At 41.3% G+C, this 17,628-nt stretch carries 13 protein-coding genes; 10 read left to right on the plus strand and 3 right to left on the minus strand.

All coding sequences use genetic code 11. The features are described from left to right. Positions 1–10: 10 nt before the first annotated feature. Positions 11–3,322, minus strand: a complete 3,312-nt coding sequence (locus AC1DYB_RS11670) for a SusC/RagA family TonB-linked outer membrane protein (protein ID WP_477435054.1) — start codon at positions 3,320–3,322, stop codon at positions 11–13. Positions 3,323–3,501: 179 nt separating this feature from the next. Beyond that, positions 3,502–4,086, minus strand: a complete 585-nt coding sequence (locus AC1DYB_RS11675) for a phosphonate degradation HD-domain oxygenase (RefSeq protein ID WP_477435056.1) — start codon at positions 4,084–4,086, stop codon at positions 3,502–3,504. 198 nt (positions 4,087–4,284) lie between these two features. Between AC1DYB_RS11675 and AC1DYB_RS11680 the strand changes: the two genes are divergently transcribed. Then, the gene (locus AC1DYB_RS11680; protein WP_295711078.1) at positions 4,285–4,863 is read left to right on the plus strand and encodes a helix-turn-helix domain-containing protein; all 579 of its coding nucleotides are present in this window, start codon (positions 4,285–4,287) and stop codon (positions 4,861–4,863) included. A 12-nt stretch (positions 4,864–4,875) separates the two neighbouring features. Here the strand turns inward: AC1DYB_RS11680 and AC1DYB_RS11685 are convergent, their stop codons facing one another. After that, positions 4,876–5,082 (minus strand): GDCCVxC domain-containing (seleno)protein, encoded by a 207-nt coding sequence (locus AC1DYB_RS11685; RefSeq protein WP_295711279.1) that lies wholly within the window; start codon positions 5,080–5,082, stop codon positions 4,876–4,878. 151 nt (positions 5,083–5,233) lie between these two features. Between AC1DYB_RS11685 and AC1DYB_RS11690 the strand changes: the two genes are divergently transcribed. From AC1DYB_RS11690 to AC1DYB_RS11730, 9 genes are all read left to right on the plus strand, one after another. Beyond that, positions 5,234–5,920 carry an HAD hydrolase-like protein gene (locus tag AC1DYB_RS11690; protein WP_295711075.1) on the plus strand — a complete coding sequence of 229 codons (687 nt, stop codon included), beginning with the start codon at positions 5,234–5,236 and terminating at the stop codon, positions 5,918–5,920. 3 nt (positions 5,921–5,923) lie between these two features. Then, on the plus strand, positions 5,924–7,285 hold the full coding sequence (locus AC1DYB_RS11695) for a DUF5690 family protein (protein ID WP_477435058.1): 1,362 nt from the start codon (positions 5,924–5,926) through the stop codon (positions 7,283–7,285). A gap of 59 nt (positions 7,286–7,344) precedes the next feature. After that, positions 7,345–8,475 (plus strand): TIGR03364 family FAD-dependent oxidoreductase, encoded by a 1,131-nt coding sequence (locus AC1DYB_RS11700; protein ID WP_477435060.1) that lies wholly within the window; start codon positions 7,345–7,347, stop codon positions 8,473–8,475. Between the two features lie 89 nt (positions 8,476–8,564). Continuing rightward, positions 8,565–11,117 carry a phosphocholine-specific phospholipase C gene (locus AC1DYB_RS11705; protein WP_477435062.1) on the plus strand — a complete coding sequence of 851 codons (2,553 nt, stop codon included), beginning with the start codon at positions 8,565–8,567 and terminating at the stop codon, positions 11,115–11,117. Positions 11,118–11,331: 214 nt separating this feature from the next. Continuing rightward, on the plus strand, positions 11,332–11,922 hold the full coding sequence (locus AC1DYB_RS11710) for an RNA polymerase sigma-70 factor (protein ID WP_295711067.1): 591 nt from the start codon (positions 11,332–11,334) through the stop codon (positions 11,920–11,922). Positions 11,923–12,062: 140 nt separating this feature from the next. Beyond that, the gene (locus tag AC1DYB_RS11715) at positions 12,063–13,781 is read left to right on the plus strand and encodes a hypothetical protein (protein WP_477435064.1); all 1,719 of its coding nucleotides are present in this window, start codon (positions 12,063–12,065) and stop codon (positions 13,779–13,781) included. A gap of 79 nt (positions 13,782–13,860) precedes the next feature. After that, the gene (locus tag AC1DYB_RS11720; RefSeq protein ID WP_295711063.1) at positions 13,861–14,259 is read left to right on the plus strand and encodes a hypothetical protein; all 399 of its coding nucleotides are present in this window, start codon (positions 13,861–13,863) and stop codon (positions 14,257–14,259) included. A gap of 76 nt (positions 14,260–14,335) precedes the next feature. Then, positions 14,336–16,516: a TonB-dependent receptor gene (locus AC1DYB_RS11725; RefSeq protein WP_477435066.1), complete on the plus strand. Its 2,181-nt coding sequence runs from the start codon at positions 14,336–14,338 to the stop codon at positions 16,514–16,516. 143 nt (positions 16,517–16,659) lie between these two features. Continuing rightward, positions 16,660–17,619 (plus strand): FecR family protein, encoded by a 960-nt coding sequence (locus AC1DYB_RS11730; RefSeq protein WP_477435068.1) that lies wholly within the window; start codon positions 16,660–16,662, stop codon positions 17,617–17,619. The last annotated feature ends 9 nt before the right edge of the window (positions 17,620–17,628 follow it).

The raw sequence follows: 17,628 nt of genomic DNA on the forward strand, positions 1-17,628 counted from the left end.
TCATCTGTTATTAGAATGATAAATTTAAATTGAAGCCGTAGCTACGTACTGTTGGCGATTGCAATACAGTTTGAGGCTGGACACCATTGTATTGGTCAAGATCCACATCCTTAAAGCGTTTGTCTTTGTAGAAATACAACAGGTTACGGCCGTAAAGCGAAGCGGAGATTTTTTGGATAAAGCTTTTTTGTAACCATGCTTTAGGGAAATCGTAGCTAAAGGTAACTTCACGTAATTTACTGAAGGTTTTATCCATCAGGTTTGATTCATCAACGTTGTAATATTTACTCACATAATCCTGAACCAGGGCAGTTTGTTTGTTACTTGCAAATTGCAGATCGCCATAGTTTTTTATGGCACCGGTTTGTGAATCAAGGTTGATTGGTACAGGTTTACCATCGGCACCTTTGTTTGATACAACTACACCCGGACCAACATAGCTGCCATTATAGCCTGCAACGTGATCGTAGTTGTAGTCTCTCCAGTCTTTATAACGAGCATCGCCAAGTGCGCCAGTAGCAGTTTCAATATTTGCACCACCACGCATTGTTTTGTTGTGCATGTAATCAATAATAACACCACCAACGGCACCATCAAACTGGAAGCCCATGCTTAAGTTTTTGTACCTGATCTTGTTGGCAATACTCCAGTTATACTTAGCATTCATATTACCCAATACCTGGCCACCTACTGATCTTGGCTTACCTGCTTCGTCATTAATGATCTGGCCGTCTTTAGTTCGTAAAAATTTACTGCCGCGTAAAACATCAGTACGATCGCCAACTTTATAATAACCTTGATAGGTACCATCTTGACCCGGAGGCAGTTCCTTGTAAACTTCTTTATTGGTCGCAACGTTCACCAATACATTCCAGGTAAATCCACCCAGGTTTTTAATTGGTGTACCCTCTAATGATCCCTCATAACCAGACCGCTTGGTTTTTAAAGTATTTAAATAAAGTGTAGTATAACCAGTGGCGGTTGAGATTGCACTTGGGAAAATCCTCGGCCCGTCAATGTATTGAAACGCGCTACCGCTGAAACCTAAACGGTTTTGCAGAAATTTAATATCAAAGCCTTCTTCGTAGTTTACACGGGTAGATGTTTTGATGTTGTTAGCATACAGGTAGTCGGTTGCATAACCGGCTGTTTGGCCGTTATATGGCTTATCTGTTCTAAATGAGGTATTCAATGAATAATCCGGACCGTTGTAAGGTGATGCATAGGTGGAGCCATAACCCAGTGGATTGGTAAATAATGGATTATTGGTATTTGGACCACCACCGAAAGCGGTTATAGCGCTGAAGGGGGCCGGACCAATTGTTGAGCTGGAAGCATCTGCCCTTACGTTAGCATATGAACCACGCAATTTCAGGAATGAAATTACCTCTGGCAATTTAACGTAATCAGAAACTACGGTAGCTACTGATACACTTGGATAAAAATAAGTGACCGGGTTTTGGAATGCGCTGGTATGATCGCTGCGGTAAGTTGCTGATAACGTTGCATATTTACCAAACGACATATCTAACGAAGCGTAGTAGCTAAATACACGCTCAGATGAGTGGAAGCTGGTTGCTTGTACAGGGTTTTTTGAGTTGCTGAAAGCGTAAACCTCAGGCACGTTCAAATAGTCGGTAGATACCCAGTTTGAATTGTAGCTCATGGTACGCAGGTTTGAACCTACTAAACCAGACAGGTTTAAGAAATTTTTAATGGTATAGTTATAGTTCAAAATCAACTCGGTGTTGTTATCAAACAAATCGCGGCGATCTTCGCGGTAGTCGCCCTGGTTGCCTTCACGGCCGTATGGGTGGGCAGAATACGGAAGGTCTTCGGTACGTAAAATGTTATACGTATCAATTTGCGAACGTAACCTTAAATTCAGGTTATCATTAAATTTATAAGTACCACCCAAATAACCGTAAGTGTCATTTTTGTAATGACCACGGGTCCATTTTTGAGTTAGCAAATAAGGGTTATGGTAACGTTGGTATTCTTCAAACTGTGACTGAACACCTGTTTTACCTGGCTGCCAAATGGCTTTAATATCAGGTGCGTTAACATCCCAGTCGGCACCGGTCCAGATAGAGATGTTATAGATGATACTGTTAGGGCCGTATTGAACATCAGGGAAATTATCAGTTGATTGCCTGTTGAAATCAATGTTACCTTCAAATGTCAATTTTGGAGTTGGCGTAAATGACGCGTAGAAGTTCGCATTTGCAATATTTAAATACTGTGAAGGGATATAGCTGGTTTGATGTTGCTGTGAAACCGAAAAGCGGGTTGTGTAATTATCGCCAACAACGCCTAATGCAACGTTGTTGTTGGTTTGTGTACCAACCTGCAAAAAGTTTTTAAGGTTATCCTTGCCGCGGGCTAACCAAGGGGTTCCCTGGCGCACACCATTTTTAATAGGGCTATCGTATTGTGGGATTAACTGTCCGTTAAAATACGGCCCCCAAACGTCATAGTCACCATCAACACCACCTCTTGCGCCACCTTTACCGTCAACAAACTCGTAAAACGTGTTTTCGCCTGGTCCGTAAGAGTTTTGAGTACGCGGGAATGCTAAAAAGCCTGAGTTTAATACAGTACTGCTGTTGATATCAACAGTTAAGCCTTTTTTGTTTTTATCACCTTTTTTTGTGGTGATCAGGATAGCGCCATATTGTGCACGGCTACCGTAAAGCGCTGCCGCAGCAGGACCTTTTAGTACGGTATAAGTTTCGATATCATCCGGGCTGATATTATAGGTATCAGTGTTGATTGGAAAACCATCCACAACGTATAATGATACCTGGTTACCACGGATCAATACGTTAGGGTTACCCAATAACTCGGCAGATGGGCCCACCGATACACCGGCAACCTTACCTATTAAACCTGCAATTGGGTTAGGGTCACGTGCTGTAGTTAAGGCATCACCCTGAACTGTTTGTACAGCGTAACCAACACGCCTGGTTTCCTTTTTAATACCCAATGCGGTTACAACTACTTCGTTTAATGTTTTGTTGTCGCCGGTTAGGCTTATATTGATCACCGCTTTATCACCAACAACTGCTGATTGTGAAGTGTAACCAATAAATGAAAACGAAAGAGTTTGACCTGCACTTGCAGAAATGATGTAACGGCCTTCAATATCTGTAACCGTTCCTTTATTTTGTTCTTTAATTCTCACACTTACCCCGGGTAATGGTAAATGATTCTCGTCGGTAACTGTACCGCTTATTTTGCTTTGTGCTAATAAAATAGATGGCGCAATACAAAATAACAAAACCGTAATAACGGTTTTTAATTTCTGGTAAAACTTATTCATCTGCTAAAATTTAAGGGTGAAAGATTTGCTTTTTTCATACAGCAATACTAAACTTTGTTTATTATTAGTAAACCAATTTAATATTAAGCTATACTTAAGCTTTTGTTCACCCTGTGTTAAGCAGTGAGTTTTTGTAACGGAAATATCACACGTCCGTTACAAAAACTTAATATGAGGGTTTAAGCGTTAACCTGTTGTAAATGAGTAAGTGCAATAGTTTTTAAATAGGCAATGTTATCAACAGGGACATTCATCTCCTTAGCCATATCATCCCAGTAACGCAATCTGATAATCAGTTCGGCATCCGGACTAAGCTCAAAATCAGCAGCTTCATCAGCAGTCATCACGCCACCCTGAAAATTCAGCGTTGCTTTGCTTGCATCTGATAGCCGGTTATAATACTCCGGGTATTTATAAGTAAGGTACCTTTTGGCAATTACGTGTCCCTGTACCAGGTTGGCTACCCGCTCAGAAAATCCGCGTTCCAGCAAATAGTCGGCTCCAATTTGTTCATGGTCAACATTGCCCATACCATCCATACTTTCTGCTTCACCGGCTTCGGCACATAAATGACCAATGTCATGAAAAAAGGCAGCCAAAATTACTTCATCGTCATGTCCTTCTGCCTGTGCCAATGCAGCGGCCTGCGACATATGCTCCAGCTGCGAAACCGGTTCGCCTATATAGTCTTCGTCGCCAAATTTTTCATAAAGTGAAAATACCTCTTTCACTACAGCCTGCGGGTCATAAGATGGAAATGTCATATTGTTAGGTTTTTATTGCAAATTAAAGCGATTAAGGTTATGGTATTATTAAATGTTTATGAAATATTTTAAACTCAATCTTTTGATTGGTAATTAAATTAACCCTTTAGTTAAAATTTAACCTTTATTAACAAAAAAATCATTTTGTATAAGATGTGTTATTAATTACTTTGCAAAAGTTTATTAATACTAAACAGGATGGAAGAAGATATACTGATACAGATCAGTAACCGTATAAAAGAACGTAGAAGAGAGAAAAATATAACTGTGCAGGAGTTGGCCGTAAGGGCCAATGTAAGTAAAGGGCTAATATCGCAAATAGAGAATAGTCGTACCGTACCATCACTTATTGTTTTAATAGATATAATTCAGGCGCTTGAAATTGATCTTAACGAGTTTTTTAAAGATATCAGGTCAAAAGATAGTCCGGTGCCGATATTGATAAAACGCAAAAGCGAATACGAACATTTTGAAAAAGAATATGCCGATGGTTTTCATTACCAAAGGATATTTACTCAATCTATAACACAATCCACTGTTGATATTGTAATACTTGAACTGGAGCCTGATGCATCGCGGCCTATGGTTGAAACAGAAGCGTTTGAGTATAAGTATATTTTAAACGGCGAGGTAGAATACCGCTTTAATGACGAAAAAATAATACTTCACCAGGGAGATTCGATGCTGTTTGATGGGCGTATCCCGCATACACCCAAAAACCTGGGTATTACAACAGCAAGTATGCTGGTTATTTATTTTTTTGAGGAAAAGAAATGAATTTGAAAAAGGCTAACAGCAGGATTTGTTAGTTTGCAAAGGCGGGCATTTGTGCGTGCCATAGCTGCAAAATACACAGCAGTCGCCTTGTTTTGGTTTTAACACCACCTTGCAGTTATTACACTGGTAAAAAAACTGACAGGCATCAACCGGCATTTCTTCTTCTGATTTAAAACCACATTCCGGACATGTAATTTCGGAAATCAATGTAACTTGCATTTATAAAGTTAAGCCGTGATTATTGAAATCCAAAGCGATATTTTCAAATCCTCAAATTTTTTTAATTGTATCCCTTAACTAAACCTTAACATAAATTTAGTTTGGTATTAATAAAATAAGTTTAGTATTGCTAAACATTTTATATTTGTTTATGAGTATTAAATTAGTTGTTTTTGATATAGCCGGCACTACGGTAAAGGATGATCATGAAGTGAGTAAAGCCTTCCAGGCTGCAATGAAAAAATCGGGGTATGCGGTTGAAATATCAAAGATAGACCCATTGATGGGTTATGAAAAGACCCTCGCTATCAGGAAAATGTTAGGCGAGCATGAGCCGGATGCAACTATAATAACTGATAAGCTTGTAAGCACTATTCATAAAGAATTTGTGCAGCAAATGATCAATTTTTATCAATACGAACCAGGAATTGAGCCCTTGCCCAATGTAGAGAAAACATTGGCTGCTTTGCGTGCAAATGGCGTATTAGTAGGTATAAATACAGGTTTTTCGCGCGATATAGCTGATACAATAGTTACCCGCCTGCAATGGCGCGAAAAAGGATTGATAGACTACGTGGTAGGATCAGACGAAGTTGAGTTTGGTAGACCGCATCCATATATGATCCAAAAAATGATGTTGGCGGGAGGGATAACCGATCCATTGGAAGTTGCCAAAGTAGGGGATACTGAAGTTGACGTTCGCGAGGGACAAAACACAGGTTGCAAATATGTAATTGGTGTTACCACCGGCATATTTACACGTGCCGAGCTGGAAAGCTACAATCCTACCCATATTATTGATGATATAGCACAGGTTATTGATATCATAAACCAGTAAACAATGAGCCCGATTGACGGTTTAAGAGCAAAGGTTGCCAAATGGCCATATTCGTTGCTTTCTGTAATGGCCGCCATTTCGGCGTTTGGCTTGTATACTTCTATGTACGCTTTCCGTAAGGCTTTTGCCGCCGGCACTTTTACCGGGCAGCAATACCTGCACGTTGATTACAAGGTTTGGCTGGTAATTGCCCAGGTAATAGGATACACCTTAAGCAAATTTTACGGTATCCGTTTTATTGCCGAGGTGAACAGCAAAAACAGGGGGCGCTATATTTTAGCGCTTATTGGCTTTGCCTGGCTTGCTTTGCTCGCTTTTGCCTTTGTTCCCGCTCCCTGGAATATTGTTTTTCTTTTCCTGAATGGTTTTCCGTTGGGGTTGATATGGGGTTTGGTGTTTGGCTACCTCGAGGGCCGGCGCTCAACGGAGTTCATGGCCGCGGTATTGTCTATCAGCCTGATATTTGCATCGGGTTTTGTAAAAACTATTGGCCGCACGCTGCTCACCGTTTTTCATGTGAACGAATATCACATGCCTTTTTTAACAGGTGCTATTTTTATTTTACCCCTGTTATTGTTTGTTTTTTGCATGGAACTGATGCCTGCCCCAACTGCCGAAGACAAGCTGTTGCGTGCTGAGCGCAGCCCCATGAATGCTACCGAGCGTAAGCAATTTCTTGTTCGGTTTTTACCCGGTATTATACTCACTATTATTATATACGTACTGCTCACAATTATGCGCGATGTGCGTGATAATTTTGAGGTGGAGATATGGGCCGACTTCGGGGTGAAAAGTAACAGCATATATACCAATATTGATTCTATCATATCCGTTATTGTACTGGTAGGTATGAGTTTGCTGATCCTCGTAAAAAAGAATTTACGGGCGTTTAGCATTATTCACCTGTTTATAATTGGTGGATGTGTGTTGGTAGGTGTTTCAACCCTGCTATTTTCTTTAAAAATGATCAGCCCTATAAGCTGGATGACCATGGCGGGGCTTGGCCTTTATATGGGCTATGTTCCTTACAATGCTATCTTTTTTGATAGGATGATAGCTACCTTTAACTATCGCAGTAATGTAGGTTTCATTATGTACATAGCCGATTCTATGGGTTACCTGGGCAGCGTAAGTATCTTGTTTATAAAAGAGTTGGGGCGTCCAAATATTAGCTGGGGCACGTTTTTTAAAGAGGGTGTAATGGTTGTTGCTGTTGTAGGTGGCATTTGCAGCGTGCTGTCGCTGATTTACTTTTTGCAAAGCGCTAAGGGAAGTCAAAATTCAAAAGTCAAAGTTCAAAAGTCAAAAAGTAACACGGAGTTTACTGCTAATGACTTAATGAGTAATAACCCAATAAATGAATAAATCATTGGCTTTTGCAGGTAACCTTGCTTAGACCAATGAACTAATGAACCATTGAATCAATGAACAAAAATGCTATAGTAATCGGCGCGGGAATAGTAGGCCTTGCAACCGCCCGCGCTCTTGCCATACGTGGTTATAAAGTAACCGTGTTTGAGCGTAATGAACGTGCGGTAGGTGCTTCTATCCGTAACTTTGGGATGGTTTGGCCAATAGGGCAAGCCACCGGACCTATGTTTGAACGTGCCATGTTATCGCGTAGCATCTGGAAAACCATTTGCATCGAAGCCAATATCTGGCATAATGAAGTTGGCTCATTACACCTGGCTTATCATGATGACGAGTTGCAGGTAATAAAGGAATATGTAGAGGTAAATCAACAACATCGCGATTGTGCTTTGTTAACTCCCGAAGAAGCCATTTCAAAGTCTCCGGCCATTAATACCGATGGATTGAAGGGAGCATTGTGGAGTGGTGAAGAAATGATCATAGAATCGCGGGAAGCAGTTGGTCAGGTAGCAAAATACCTGGCTGATAAATTCGGTGTAGAATTTCATTGGAACACAGCTATCAGCCGTATAGAACATCCTAAAGTATTATCTGGAACCCAAAGCTGGCAGGCTGATGAGATATACGTTTGCAGCGGTGCCGATTTTGAAACCTTATACCCCGAACTTTTTGCTGAAACCAAAATAACTAAATGCAAGCTGCAAATGATGCGTTTGGTTACGCAGCCGGATGAATGGCGTATTGGTCCGTCATTGTGTGGTGGTTTATCTATGATCCATTACCCCGGTTTCCAGGCCGCGGCATCATTGCCTGCTTTGCGTAAACGTTATGAAGAGCAGTATGCGGTTCATTTAAATTGGGGGATCCACGTAATGGTTTCTCAAAATGGTAGTGGTGAGCTTACCATCGGCGATTCGCATGAGTATGGGCTGGTGCATGACCCATTTGACAAGGCATTTATTAATAATTTAATAACGGAGTACTTACATACTTTTGCCAACTTTAAGGACTGGAACTTATTGCAATCATGGCATGGTATCTACCCCAAAATGACAAACGGCGCAACTGAACTTATTGTGGATGTTGAGCCTGGTGTAACCATCATAAACGGCCTGGGTGGTAACGGAATGACACTTTCATTAGGTTTATGCGAACAGGTGATTGCTAAAAGGAAGGATAATTAGTTGATAGTCCATGGACTAAATAAATATTATATTTTCATAAAAAAAAGCCATGGTCTATGGACTATCGACCATGGTCTAAATAAAAACTCATGCGTGATTCAAGGAGAGATTTTCTTAAAAAAGCGGCTTTATTAACAGGCGCGGCTGGTCTTGCCAGCGTTTTGCCCGAATCTATTCAAAAAGCGATGGCTATAAACCCGGCACCGGGCAGCACCTTTATGGATGCGGAGCATATCGTGATCCTGATGCAGGAAAATCGTTCGTTTGATCATACTTACGGTACGCTTAAAGGCGTAAGAGGATATAACGATCCGCGGGCTATTGATCTGCCAAATAAAAATAAGGTATGGTTGCAATCAAATAATAAGGGCGAAACTTATGCGCCTTTTCGTTTGGATATTAAAGGTACCAAAGCTACCTGGATGTCGTCATTACCGCACTCCTGGGCCAACCAGGTTAATGCCCGTAACGATGGTAAATTTGATCAGTGGCTTAATGTAAAACAAAACAGCATTAAAGAGTACCGTCATATGCCTTTAACGCTTGGTTATTATAATCGTGAGGATCTGCCTTTTTACTACGCTCTTGCAGATGCATTTACGGTATGTGACCAGAATTTTTGCTCATCGCTTACCGGCACTAACCCCAACAGGTTATACTTTTGGAGTGGAACCATACGCGCCGAGCAGCATGAAAAATCCCTTGCCCATGTTTGGAATGATGATATGGATTATGGCACACTTAACTGGGCTACTTTTCCCGAGCGTTTAGAGGATCATGATATTTCATGGAAACATTATCAGAATGAGATAGCTATTGATACCGGTTTTGAGGGTGAAGAAGATCCATGGTTATCAAATTTCCAGGATAATCCGCTGGAGTTTTTTGGGCAGTATAATATCAAGCTTTATGATAAACATATAGCTCACCTGCAAAAAAGATCAACCCTGTTGCCTGATGAGATAGCTGATATAGAAAAGCAAATTGCAGCTTTACCTGCCGGCGATGCACATATTGATCATCTTAAAAAACAGCTTAAACAAAAGAAACGCGATCTGGATAATATCAAAAAGGATATGGCCAGCCTCGATCCTGGTAAATTTGCCAAGCTATCGCAGCGCGAAAAAAATCTGCATCAAAAAGGTTTTGTTACCAATACAAATGACCCCCATTATCGTACACTGGTAAATCTTAAGTATGATGATAACGGTACCGAACGCGAATTACTTGTACCAAAAGGTGATGTTTTGCATCAGTTTAGGGATGATGTAAAAAACGGGGCTTTACCAACCGTTTCCTGGTTGTCTGCACCCGAGAATTTTTCCGATCATCCAAGCGCAGCCTGGTACGGTGCGTGGTATGTATCCGAGGTGATGGATATCCTGACCAAAAATCCCGAAGTATGGAAAAAAACAATTTTCATATTAGCCTATGATGAAAACGATGGTTATTTTGACCACGTGCCTCCGTTTACAGCACCTCATCCACATAAAGAAGGAACCGGTAAAGTATCAAAAGGAATTGATACCAGTGTTGAGTTTGTAACCCTTGAGCAGGAAAAAGCCCGCGAAAATTTCCCCGAGGTTTATGATCGTGAAAGTGCTATTGGTTTAGGCTATCGTGTGCCATTGGTTATAGCGTCGCCGTGGAGCAGGGGAGGTTGGGTTAACTCAGAAGTATTTGACCATACTTCGACTTTGCAGTTTTTGGAGAATTTTTTAAGCAAAAAGACAGGTAAGAAAGTGGCTGAGCCCAATATCAGCAATTGGCGCCGTACAGTTTGCGGTGACTTGACAACCGTTTTTCGCCCATACAACGGCGAAAAAATAGCTAACCCGGAGTTTGTTGCTAAAGATGCTTTTTACGAAAGTATCCACATGGCTAAGTTTAAAAAACTACCTACCTATAAACTGCTTACCGCCGATGAAATAGCCGTGATCAACACAGATCCGTATGCGTCTCCTTATATGCCGCAACAGGAAAAGGGCATTAAACCGTCATCGGCTTTGCCATACCAGCTTTATGCCGATGGTAAATTAAGTGCCGATAAAAAAACGTTCGAGATAAAATTTAATGCCAGTAACAATGCATTTGGCGATAAGGCTTTAGGCTCGCCTTTTAACGTTTATGCGCCGGGTAAATATGCCAGCTTTAAAGATCCACAGCAAATGGAGCCTTTACGTACCTGGGCCTATGCCCTAACTGCGGGGGATCGCCTGTCTGACGCATGGCCAATAAATGAGTTTGAAAACAGCGAATACCACCTGCGTGTTTACGGGCCAAATGGTTTTTTCCGGGAGTATAAAGGTAACACTACCGATCCACTGGTTGAAGTTGCCTGTGAATATCAGGCTGTCGGCGGAAAGCTAAGTGGTAATATCGACCTAAAACTGGCTAATTTAAACCATGATAAGGCATATACGATTGAAGTTATTGATCACGGTTATAAAACCAACAATCATAAAACTTTATTGAATAAAAAAGGCCAAAATTCGCTGGTTCTTAACCTGGCTAAAAGCCATGGATGGTATGATTTTAGCGTGAAAGTTACCGGTAGTCACACTTTCGAAAAAAGGTATGCAGGTCGTGTTGAAACCGGTAAACACAGCTTTAGCGATCCTTTGATGGGAAAGGTGGTTTAGAAAATTATTTATCTTTTTACCAACCCGGCAGTTTTAATAAAGCTGCCGGGTTTTGTTTTTTCTCCCCATAATACTATCAAGTTACGGTTCTACTTGCTCCAGGGGAGCATGTAGCTTTGTGGCCGAAATTTGCTTTAAACAAAAAAAGTTTTTTATTTAAAAATAATCTTGTAATTATGCCTATCCAATTCAGAAACCGTTTTACAGTCCATTTATGCTTCCAGGTAAGGAATATCAAATGTGGCCCGATGGTAAATTATTAGATTTACTAAGGCTGGATGACCGTGAGGCATTTGAATTACTGTACAAAAGATATTCGTCCAGGCTATTCCATGCCGCTTACAATCTTTTCCGGGACCGCGACGTTTGCGAAGACCTGGTGCAGGAATTGTTTATTGATCTGTGGACTAAAAGAAATCAACTTAACATTACTTCGTTAGAGGCATACCTTAAAGTCGCTATCAGGAACCGGGTTATATATTATATCCGCACTAAAAAAGCCACGCTTGACCTGGATGTTGTTGAAGAACTGATTGAAAAATACACCGCCGACAGCAAATTGCTGCAAAGCGACATCAGCCAGCTACTGGAAACCAATGTAGCCCGGCTGCCCGAAAAATGCCGCCAGATATTTACCCTGAGTCGTAAGGAATATTTATCTAACAAAGAGATCGCATCCCGCTTAAATATCTCCATAAAAACTGTCGAAAATCAAATCACCATAGCCTTACGCTATCTACGCACCGGGCTCACTGATTATTTGCCATCAGTTATCGCTTTGCTGATGGTGTATATGGCGAGGTAGTGATAATTCCATCCAATGATATTTAAAAAACTATTGTTTAAATTTGTTTAATCAATATAAGCTTATAGTTTTTATCCAATTCCTAATTTAAATATTGCCGGTCGCCTGTTTATCGCTAACTTCTGTTTAAAAAGCTGAAAATGAAAAAGGTATCGCTATTTTTTGTATTCCCTGTAGTTTTAACAGGGATATGTTTGCTTGCATTCAAGGTACATATTTCATCGGGCGAAAAATCTATAAAAAAGATAACTGCTATTACCTGTGGATCATCTAATGCTGTTGAGGATATTGATACAACAGCAGGCGGTAAATACATGATAAAACTACCGGGATGGGGTGGGTACAACTACCCGATATCGACCCATAACGATAGTGCCCAATTTTACTTTAACCAGGGCTTAACCATGTATTATAGTTATCATATGAAGGAGGCGCTTGCATCATTCAAAGAGGCTACCCGGTTTGATCCCGCTTCGCCTATGGTTTATTGGGGCCAGGCATTAGCTATGGGGCCTTACTATAATGCAGTTAACCTGTACAAAGTGCCCAAGGGGGTATCTGCCGTTTTAAAGCAATTGAACGCGAAAGCAGCCAACTCGTCTGAAAAGGAAAAAGCACTCATCCGGGTTATGAAACTGCGGTACCCGGTATTGCAGGAACAAACTACCCATGATGAAAAGGCTTATGCGCAAAGTATGAGGAAGCTAATATCGGCGTACCCCGAAGACGCTGATATAAAAATGCTCTATATAGATGCCATGATGCTGATACATCCATGGGATTTTTGGACTACCGACGGATTGGCAAAAGAATGGACGCCAGAGTTGGTGGACTTATGTAAAGGTGTATTGAAAACAAAACCCGATAACCCCGCCGCCTTACATTATTATATTCACCTTACAGAGGCATCCCATAATCCCGAAGTGGCTATGGCGAGTGCTGAAGCGTTGAAAAGGCTTTTTCCGGACGTAGGACATATGGTGCATATGTCAAGCCATCTTTATCAACGAAACGGGCTGTATTTTCAGGGTGTGGACGCCAATGAAAAGGCGAGTAAAAGCGTTAGTTTATATGCCTCTATAGTTAAAAATGTACCCCTTGCCACCTCCGTGCCTCATATATATGCTGTGGAAACGTACTGTGCCTTTAGTGGAGGCATGTATGAAAAGGCGAGAGTAATTGCGCTGCGTTGCCGCAAAAGCATAAAGCCAACTGCCGAAGATAATTATGCCCAATATTTGTATATGATGCCGGTGCTTACGATGGTGCGCCTGGGTAAATGGGATGAAATATTGAAAGACGATAACCCACCGGATGCCAGTTGGACTTATGCACAAGTACTCAATAGCTTTGCAAAAGGCCTGGCCTTTATTTATACCGGCAAGCCAGACTCTGCCGAACGGCAGCTCGCGTTGATCCGTAGTAAAATTGATGCGCCGGTTTTAAAGATAAGAAACATTCCTTTTAATACCCCGTTGGACGGGGCAACCGTAGCGGAGAATATATTGGACGGCGCAATTTTATTAGCGCAAAACAAGTATGAAAGCGGTATAGCCAGTTTTAACAAAGCCATAGCAGCTGAAGATCGTATGATATACGCGGAGCCTTCTGAATGGCCTATCCCAGCGAGGCAGTTTTTAGGCGCTTATCTATTAAAAAACGATGATAATGTAAAGGCCGAGCAAGTTTACCGGGCCGATTTGGTGCGCAATCCTGGTAATGGCTGGTCGTTGCTGGGCTTATATCAAAGCCTTAAAGCACAAAACCATAAAGAAAAGCTTGCTTATTATAAGGCTGGGTTTCTTCGCTCATTTTCACATGCCGATGTGGTGCCGGCTACTTCGGTTTTTATGAATTGAAAGAGGAGGGCAGGTTTGCACTGTTAGTCTAATCGGCTCAGAGCTGAATTATGGCACAGTTTCATATATTTGTTTATAAATGTATAGGAAGATCATCTGTTATTTTTTAGCGAGCCTGTTTTTAACGGGCAGCGTGATGTTGCCATTAGGCGATTTCTCGTTGATGCGTGATATTCCGAAAATGTATCAGAATTATACAAAGATCACTTCTGGGGAAGAAATGGGGGTGATCGATTTTATCGGCGATTACCTGCTGTACGGCAAGCAGATCTTCGGGCATAATGAACATGATAAAGCGCCGGCGAAGGGATTGGATGTGCAGTTTCAGCACCAGGCCAGTCCGCTCAATGTAGTAGTTAGCCAGTTGCCTTTTACAGTGTTTTTTAATTATTTTTCAATTTTAACTCATCCATCATTTAACCAGGTGTTTTATACTTCCGATTATCGGAACACACTTTTCAGGCCTCCTCTTGCCTGATCATTATTAGCCAAGGTTTTATCGTACTATTTATTTATCCGCCTGCCATTATTATGTGCAGGCTCAATTCATATCTATGAAATTTTTTTTCATGCTGCTATTCGGTGTGCTATTATCTCAATGTACCATGGCGCAAAATACATTTAAGGCAAAAGTTGTTAATGATCAAACAAAAGTCACCCTAAAAGGTGCAACCGCCACTATCCCAGGCCTAAAACTGACTATAAGTGCAGATACTGCAGGGCTAATTAATATAGCCAATATTCCAAACGGGAGATTTCAGATTGAGATTGCGTATGTGGGCTTTGCTACAAGTACCAAAGTTTATAGTTTCCCGATGCGGGACGCAGATAAGGTTATCGAAGTAAGTCTTGAACCATCAACCGGCGAACTGGCCGAAGTAACAATTCAAACCACCCGGACTAATCAAAACCTAAAAGACGTACCCACGCGGATTGAAGCATTACCTTTGGAAGAACTGGACGAAAAAAGTATCATGAGGCCGGGTGATATTAAAATGCTGCTGGGCGAAGCCACCGGCATTCATGTACAGCAAACTTCGCCTGTAAGTGGCACGGCCAGTTTCCGTATCCAGGGGTTGGATAGCCGTTATACGCAATTGCTACAGGATGGAATGCCGCTTTACACTGGTTTTTCGGGTAATTTAAGTTTGTTACAAATTAGTCCGCTCAATTTAAAACAGGTTGAGTTTATAAAGGGTTCCGCATCAACTTTATACGGCGGAGGTGCAATTGCCGGCCTGGTAAACCTGATCAGTAAAGTACCTGAAAAAGAACCGGAACTTACGTTTTTGTTGAACGGCACGAGTGCGAGGGGCGCAGATGCAAGCGTTTTTTATGGTCAAAAATGGCAGCATATAGGGACAACAATATTCGGCTCTTATAACTATAATGGAGTTTTTAACCCATCGGATAATAGCTTTACGGCTATCCCGAAAACCAATCGCTTTTCAATAAATCCCAAAGTATTCTTGTATATGGATGATCATAATTTGGGTTGGTTCGGTGTAAACACCACTTATGAAAATCGTTTAGGTGGCGATTTGAAGGTAATAGATGGTAAGGCAGATGATGTTCATCAGTATTTTGAAAAGAATAAAACGTTCCGTTTTTCTACCCAATTGTCATTAACTCACAAGATAGACGAGGAAAGCCGCGTCAATTTTAAGAATACTGTAGGCTATTTTGACCGGCAATTGGGCCAACCGGGGTTCGATTTTAAAGCCCGGCAGCTATCCTCGTTCAGCGAATTAAGTTATGTGCGCAATGGCGAAAAGGCTTCCTGGGTTGCAGGTGCTAACCTGGTAACCGATCATTTTACGGCCGAACCGCCGCAAAATAATTTGAATTACAATTTGACCACGATAGGTGCGTTTGCACAAAACACCTATAAAGCCGCAAGTTGGTTTTCGCTGGAGACCGGGTTAAGGCTGGACGATAATACACCCGTACCTCATAAACCGGCCAGCGGACTTTTTTTCCTGCCAAGAATAAATGCCTTATTTAAGCTGACGGACCGTTTGACCAGCCGCATAGGTGGCGGATTGGGTTATAAAATGCCAAGCTTGTTTAATGATGAAAGTGAACGGGACGGTTATCAGCATATTCAGCCTTTAAATACAGGTAACACGCAGGCCGAACAATCTTACGGATTGAACGGCGATCTGAATTACCGTGGGGCATTAGGCGATGAGATATTTGTTAATATTAACCAGCTGGTATTTTATACCAAAGTGGATAAGCCACTGATTTTGCAAAACAATGCATTTATGAACGCCGCAGGCCATTTGATTACCAAGGGTGCGGAAACTAATATCAAGTTGGTTATGGATGAACTGGTGTTTTATCTGGGATATACCTATACCGATACCAAACGGTTTTTTAACGGGCTAACAGACATTCAGCCCCTGACTCCTAAAAACCAGTTCAGCTTCGATTCGACTTATGAAATTGAGGGCCGTTTTCGTTTTGGAGCCGAGAGCTTTTACACCGGCCGTCAACTATTAAGCGACGGTACTACAGGGAGAGGGTATATTACTTTTGGGTTATTGGCCCAAAAAATGTGGAAACACCTGGATGTTTTTATAAACGCTGAAAATTTGACCGACCAGCGTCAAACCAGGTGGGGCGCTATTTATTCGGGTAGTATAACAAGGCCCGATTTCAAGGATATTTATGCGCCCCTGGATGGTGTTGTGGTTAATGCCGGTATCCGCATTAAATTATTAAACAAGTAACTGAAAAAGCCAACCCTTTGCAAAACAGGGTTGGCTTTTAATTAGTTTGTTAAAAGACAAAGAATTTCGAAAAAAAATCTAAAAAAAACTTTCAACTTCTTTGGGGGGTAGGGCTGGTTCAATGCATCCTGCATATATAAACCATGAGAAAGTTTAATTTCAGGAAAAAACATATCACCGCTAAGGACCAATCTTTGCAGGAGGAAATTGTAAATCAATATTTTGATAAGCTGGATTTGGGCAATGTGCCCGAAGTAAGCGATCATGGTGTTGAATTTAGAAGCGATGAGATATACAATCGCATAACCGCTCAAATTGATGGTGGTGGCAAAACTAAGAGCTTTAAAAAGCAATGGCTTGTTGCTGCTTCACTGCTTGCCGGTTTATGCTTCTCGGCATACATCTTCCGTAATAATATTCTCGATTTAGTTTCTCCAATTGCAAGTAAACAGATAGCGGCTATTAACGGTAAAATGATAAATATAACGCTTGCCGATGGTACCAAAGTTTGGCTCAATGGCGGCAGTAAGCTAACCTATCCCGAAAAATTTCGTGGCGATAAAAGAGAGATCACACTTGTGGGTGAGGCATTTTTAGATGTAACTCATGACGCACAAAAATCATTCATTGTACATACTGGTGTAATCCGCACGCAGGTTTTGGGTACAAGTTTTAATGTAAAAGCCTATCCCGAGGATCGGGTTGTGAAAGTTGACGTTTTAAGCGGTAAAGTAGGTGTTATTGGTGCATCTAATAATGCAAAAAGATCGCAAACTATTTTTTTAACTCCTGCCGAGGAGGTGGTATTTAACACAGATAACAACCTGGCCGTTAAAAAAGTGATGGTTGATGTAAATGCGCTTACAGCCTGGAGAAACGGCGAACTGGTATTTAAAAATATGCCATTGCCCGAAGTGTTAAATACTATTGAACACCGCTTCAATGTAAAAATCAATGCCGATTTGAACTTGGTGAGATGTTCTATCTCGGCCAACTTCACCAATGTGTCCCTGGTAAATATCATGAAGATCATGTCAAAGCTGGTGAAAGGTAAAGCTATACAAGAGGGAACCGGCTATCGCCTGAGGGGTAAAGGCTGTTAAAATAAACCA

It is taken from the genome of Mucilaginibacter sp. P2_A4 (genome assembly GCF_056405015.1).

Bases quoted from the DNA above. Each gene is read 5' to 3' on its own strand.
- AC1DYB_RS11670 (WP_477435054.1), bottom strand. From the start codon at position 3,322: ATGAATAAGTTTTACCAGAAATTAAAAACCGTTATTACGGTTTTGTTA.
- AC1DYB_RS11675 (WP_477435056.1), bottom strand. From the start codon at position 4,086: ATGACATTTCCATCTTATGACCCGCAGGCTGTAGTGAAAGAGGTATTT.
- AC1DYB_RS11680 (WP_295711078.1), top strand. From the start codon at position 4,285: ATGGAAGAAGATATACTGATACAGATCAGTAACCGTATAAAAGAACGT.
- AC1DYB_RS11685 (WP_295711279.1), bottom strand. From the start codon at position 5,082: ATGCAAGTTACATTGATTTCCGAAATTACATGTCCGGAATGTGGTTTT.
- AC1DYB_RS11690 (WP_295711075.1), top strand. From the start codon at position 5,234: ATGAGTATTAAATTAGTTGTTTTTGATATAGCCGGCACTACGGTAAAG.
- AC1DYB_RS11695 (WP_477435058.1), top strand. From the start codon at position 5,924: ATGAGCCCGATTGACGGTTTAAGAGCAAAGGTTGCCAAATGGCCATAT.
- AC1DYB_RS11700 (WP_477435060.1), top strand. From the start codon at position 7,345: ATGAACAAAAATGCTATAGTAATCGGCGCGGGAATAGTAGGCCTTGCA.
- AC1DYB_RS11705 (WP_477435062.1), top strand. From the start codon at position 8,565: ATGCGTGATTCAAGGAGAGATTTTCTTAAAAAAGCGGCTTTATTAACA.
- AC1DYB_RS11710 (WP_295711067.1), top strand. From the start codon at position 11,332: ATGCTTCCAGGTAAGGAATATCAAATGTGGCCCGATGGTAAATTATTA.
- AC1DYB_RS11715 (WP_477435064.1), top strand. From the start codon at position 12,063: ATGAAAAAGGTATCGCTATTTTTTGTATTCCCTGTAGTTTTAACAGGG.
- AC1DYB_RS11720 (WP_295711063.1), top strand. From the start codon at position 13,861: ATGTATAGGAAGATCATCTGTTATTTTTTAGCGAGCCTGTTTTTAACG.
- AC1DYB_RS11725 (WP_477435066.1), top strand. From the start codon at position 14,336: ATGAAATTTTTTTTCATGCTGCTATTCGGTGTGCTATTATCTCAATGT.
- AC1DYB_RS11730 (WP_477435068.1), top strand. From the start codon at position 16,660: ATGAGAAAGTTTAATTTCAGGAAAAAACATATCACCGCTAAGGACCAA.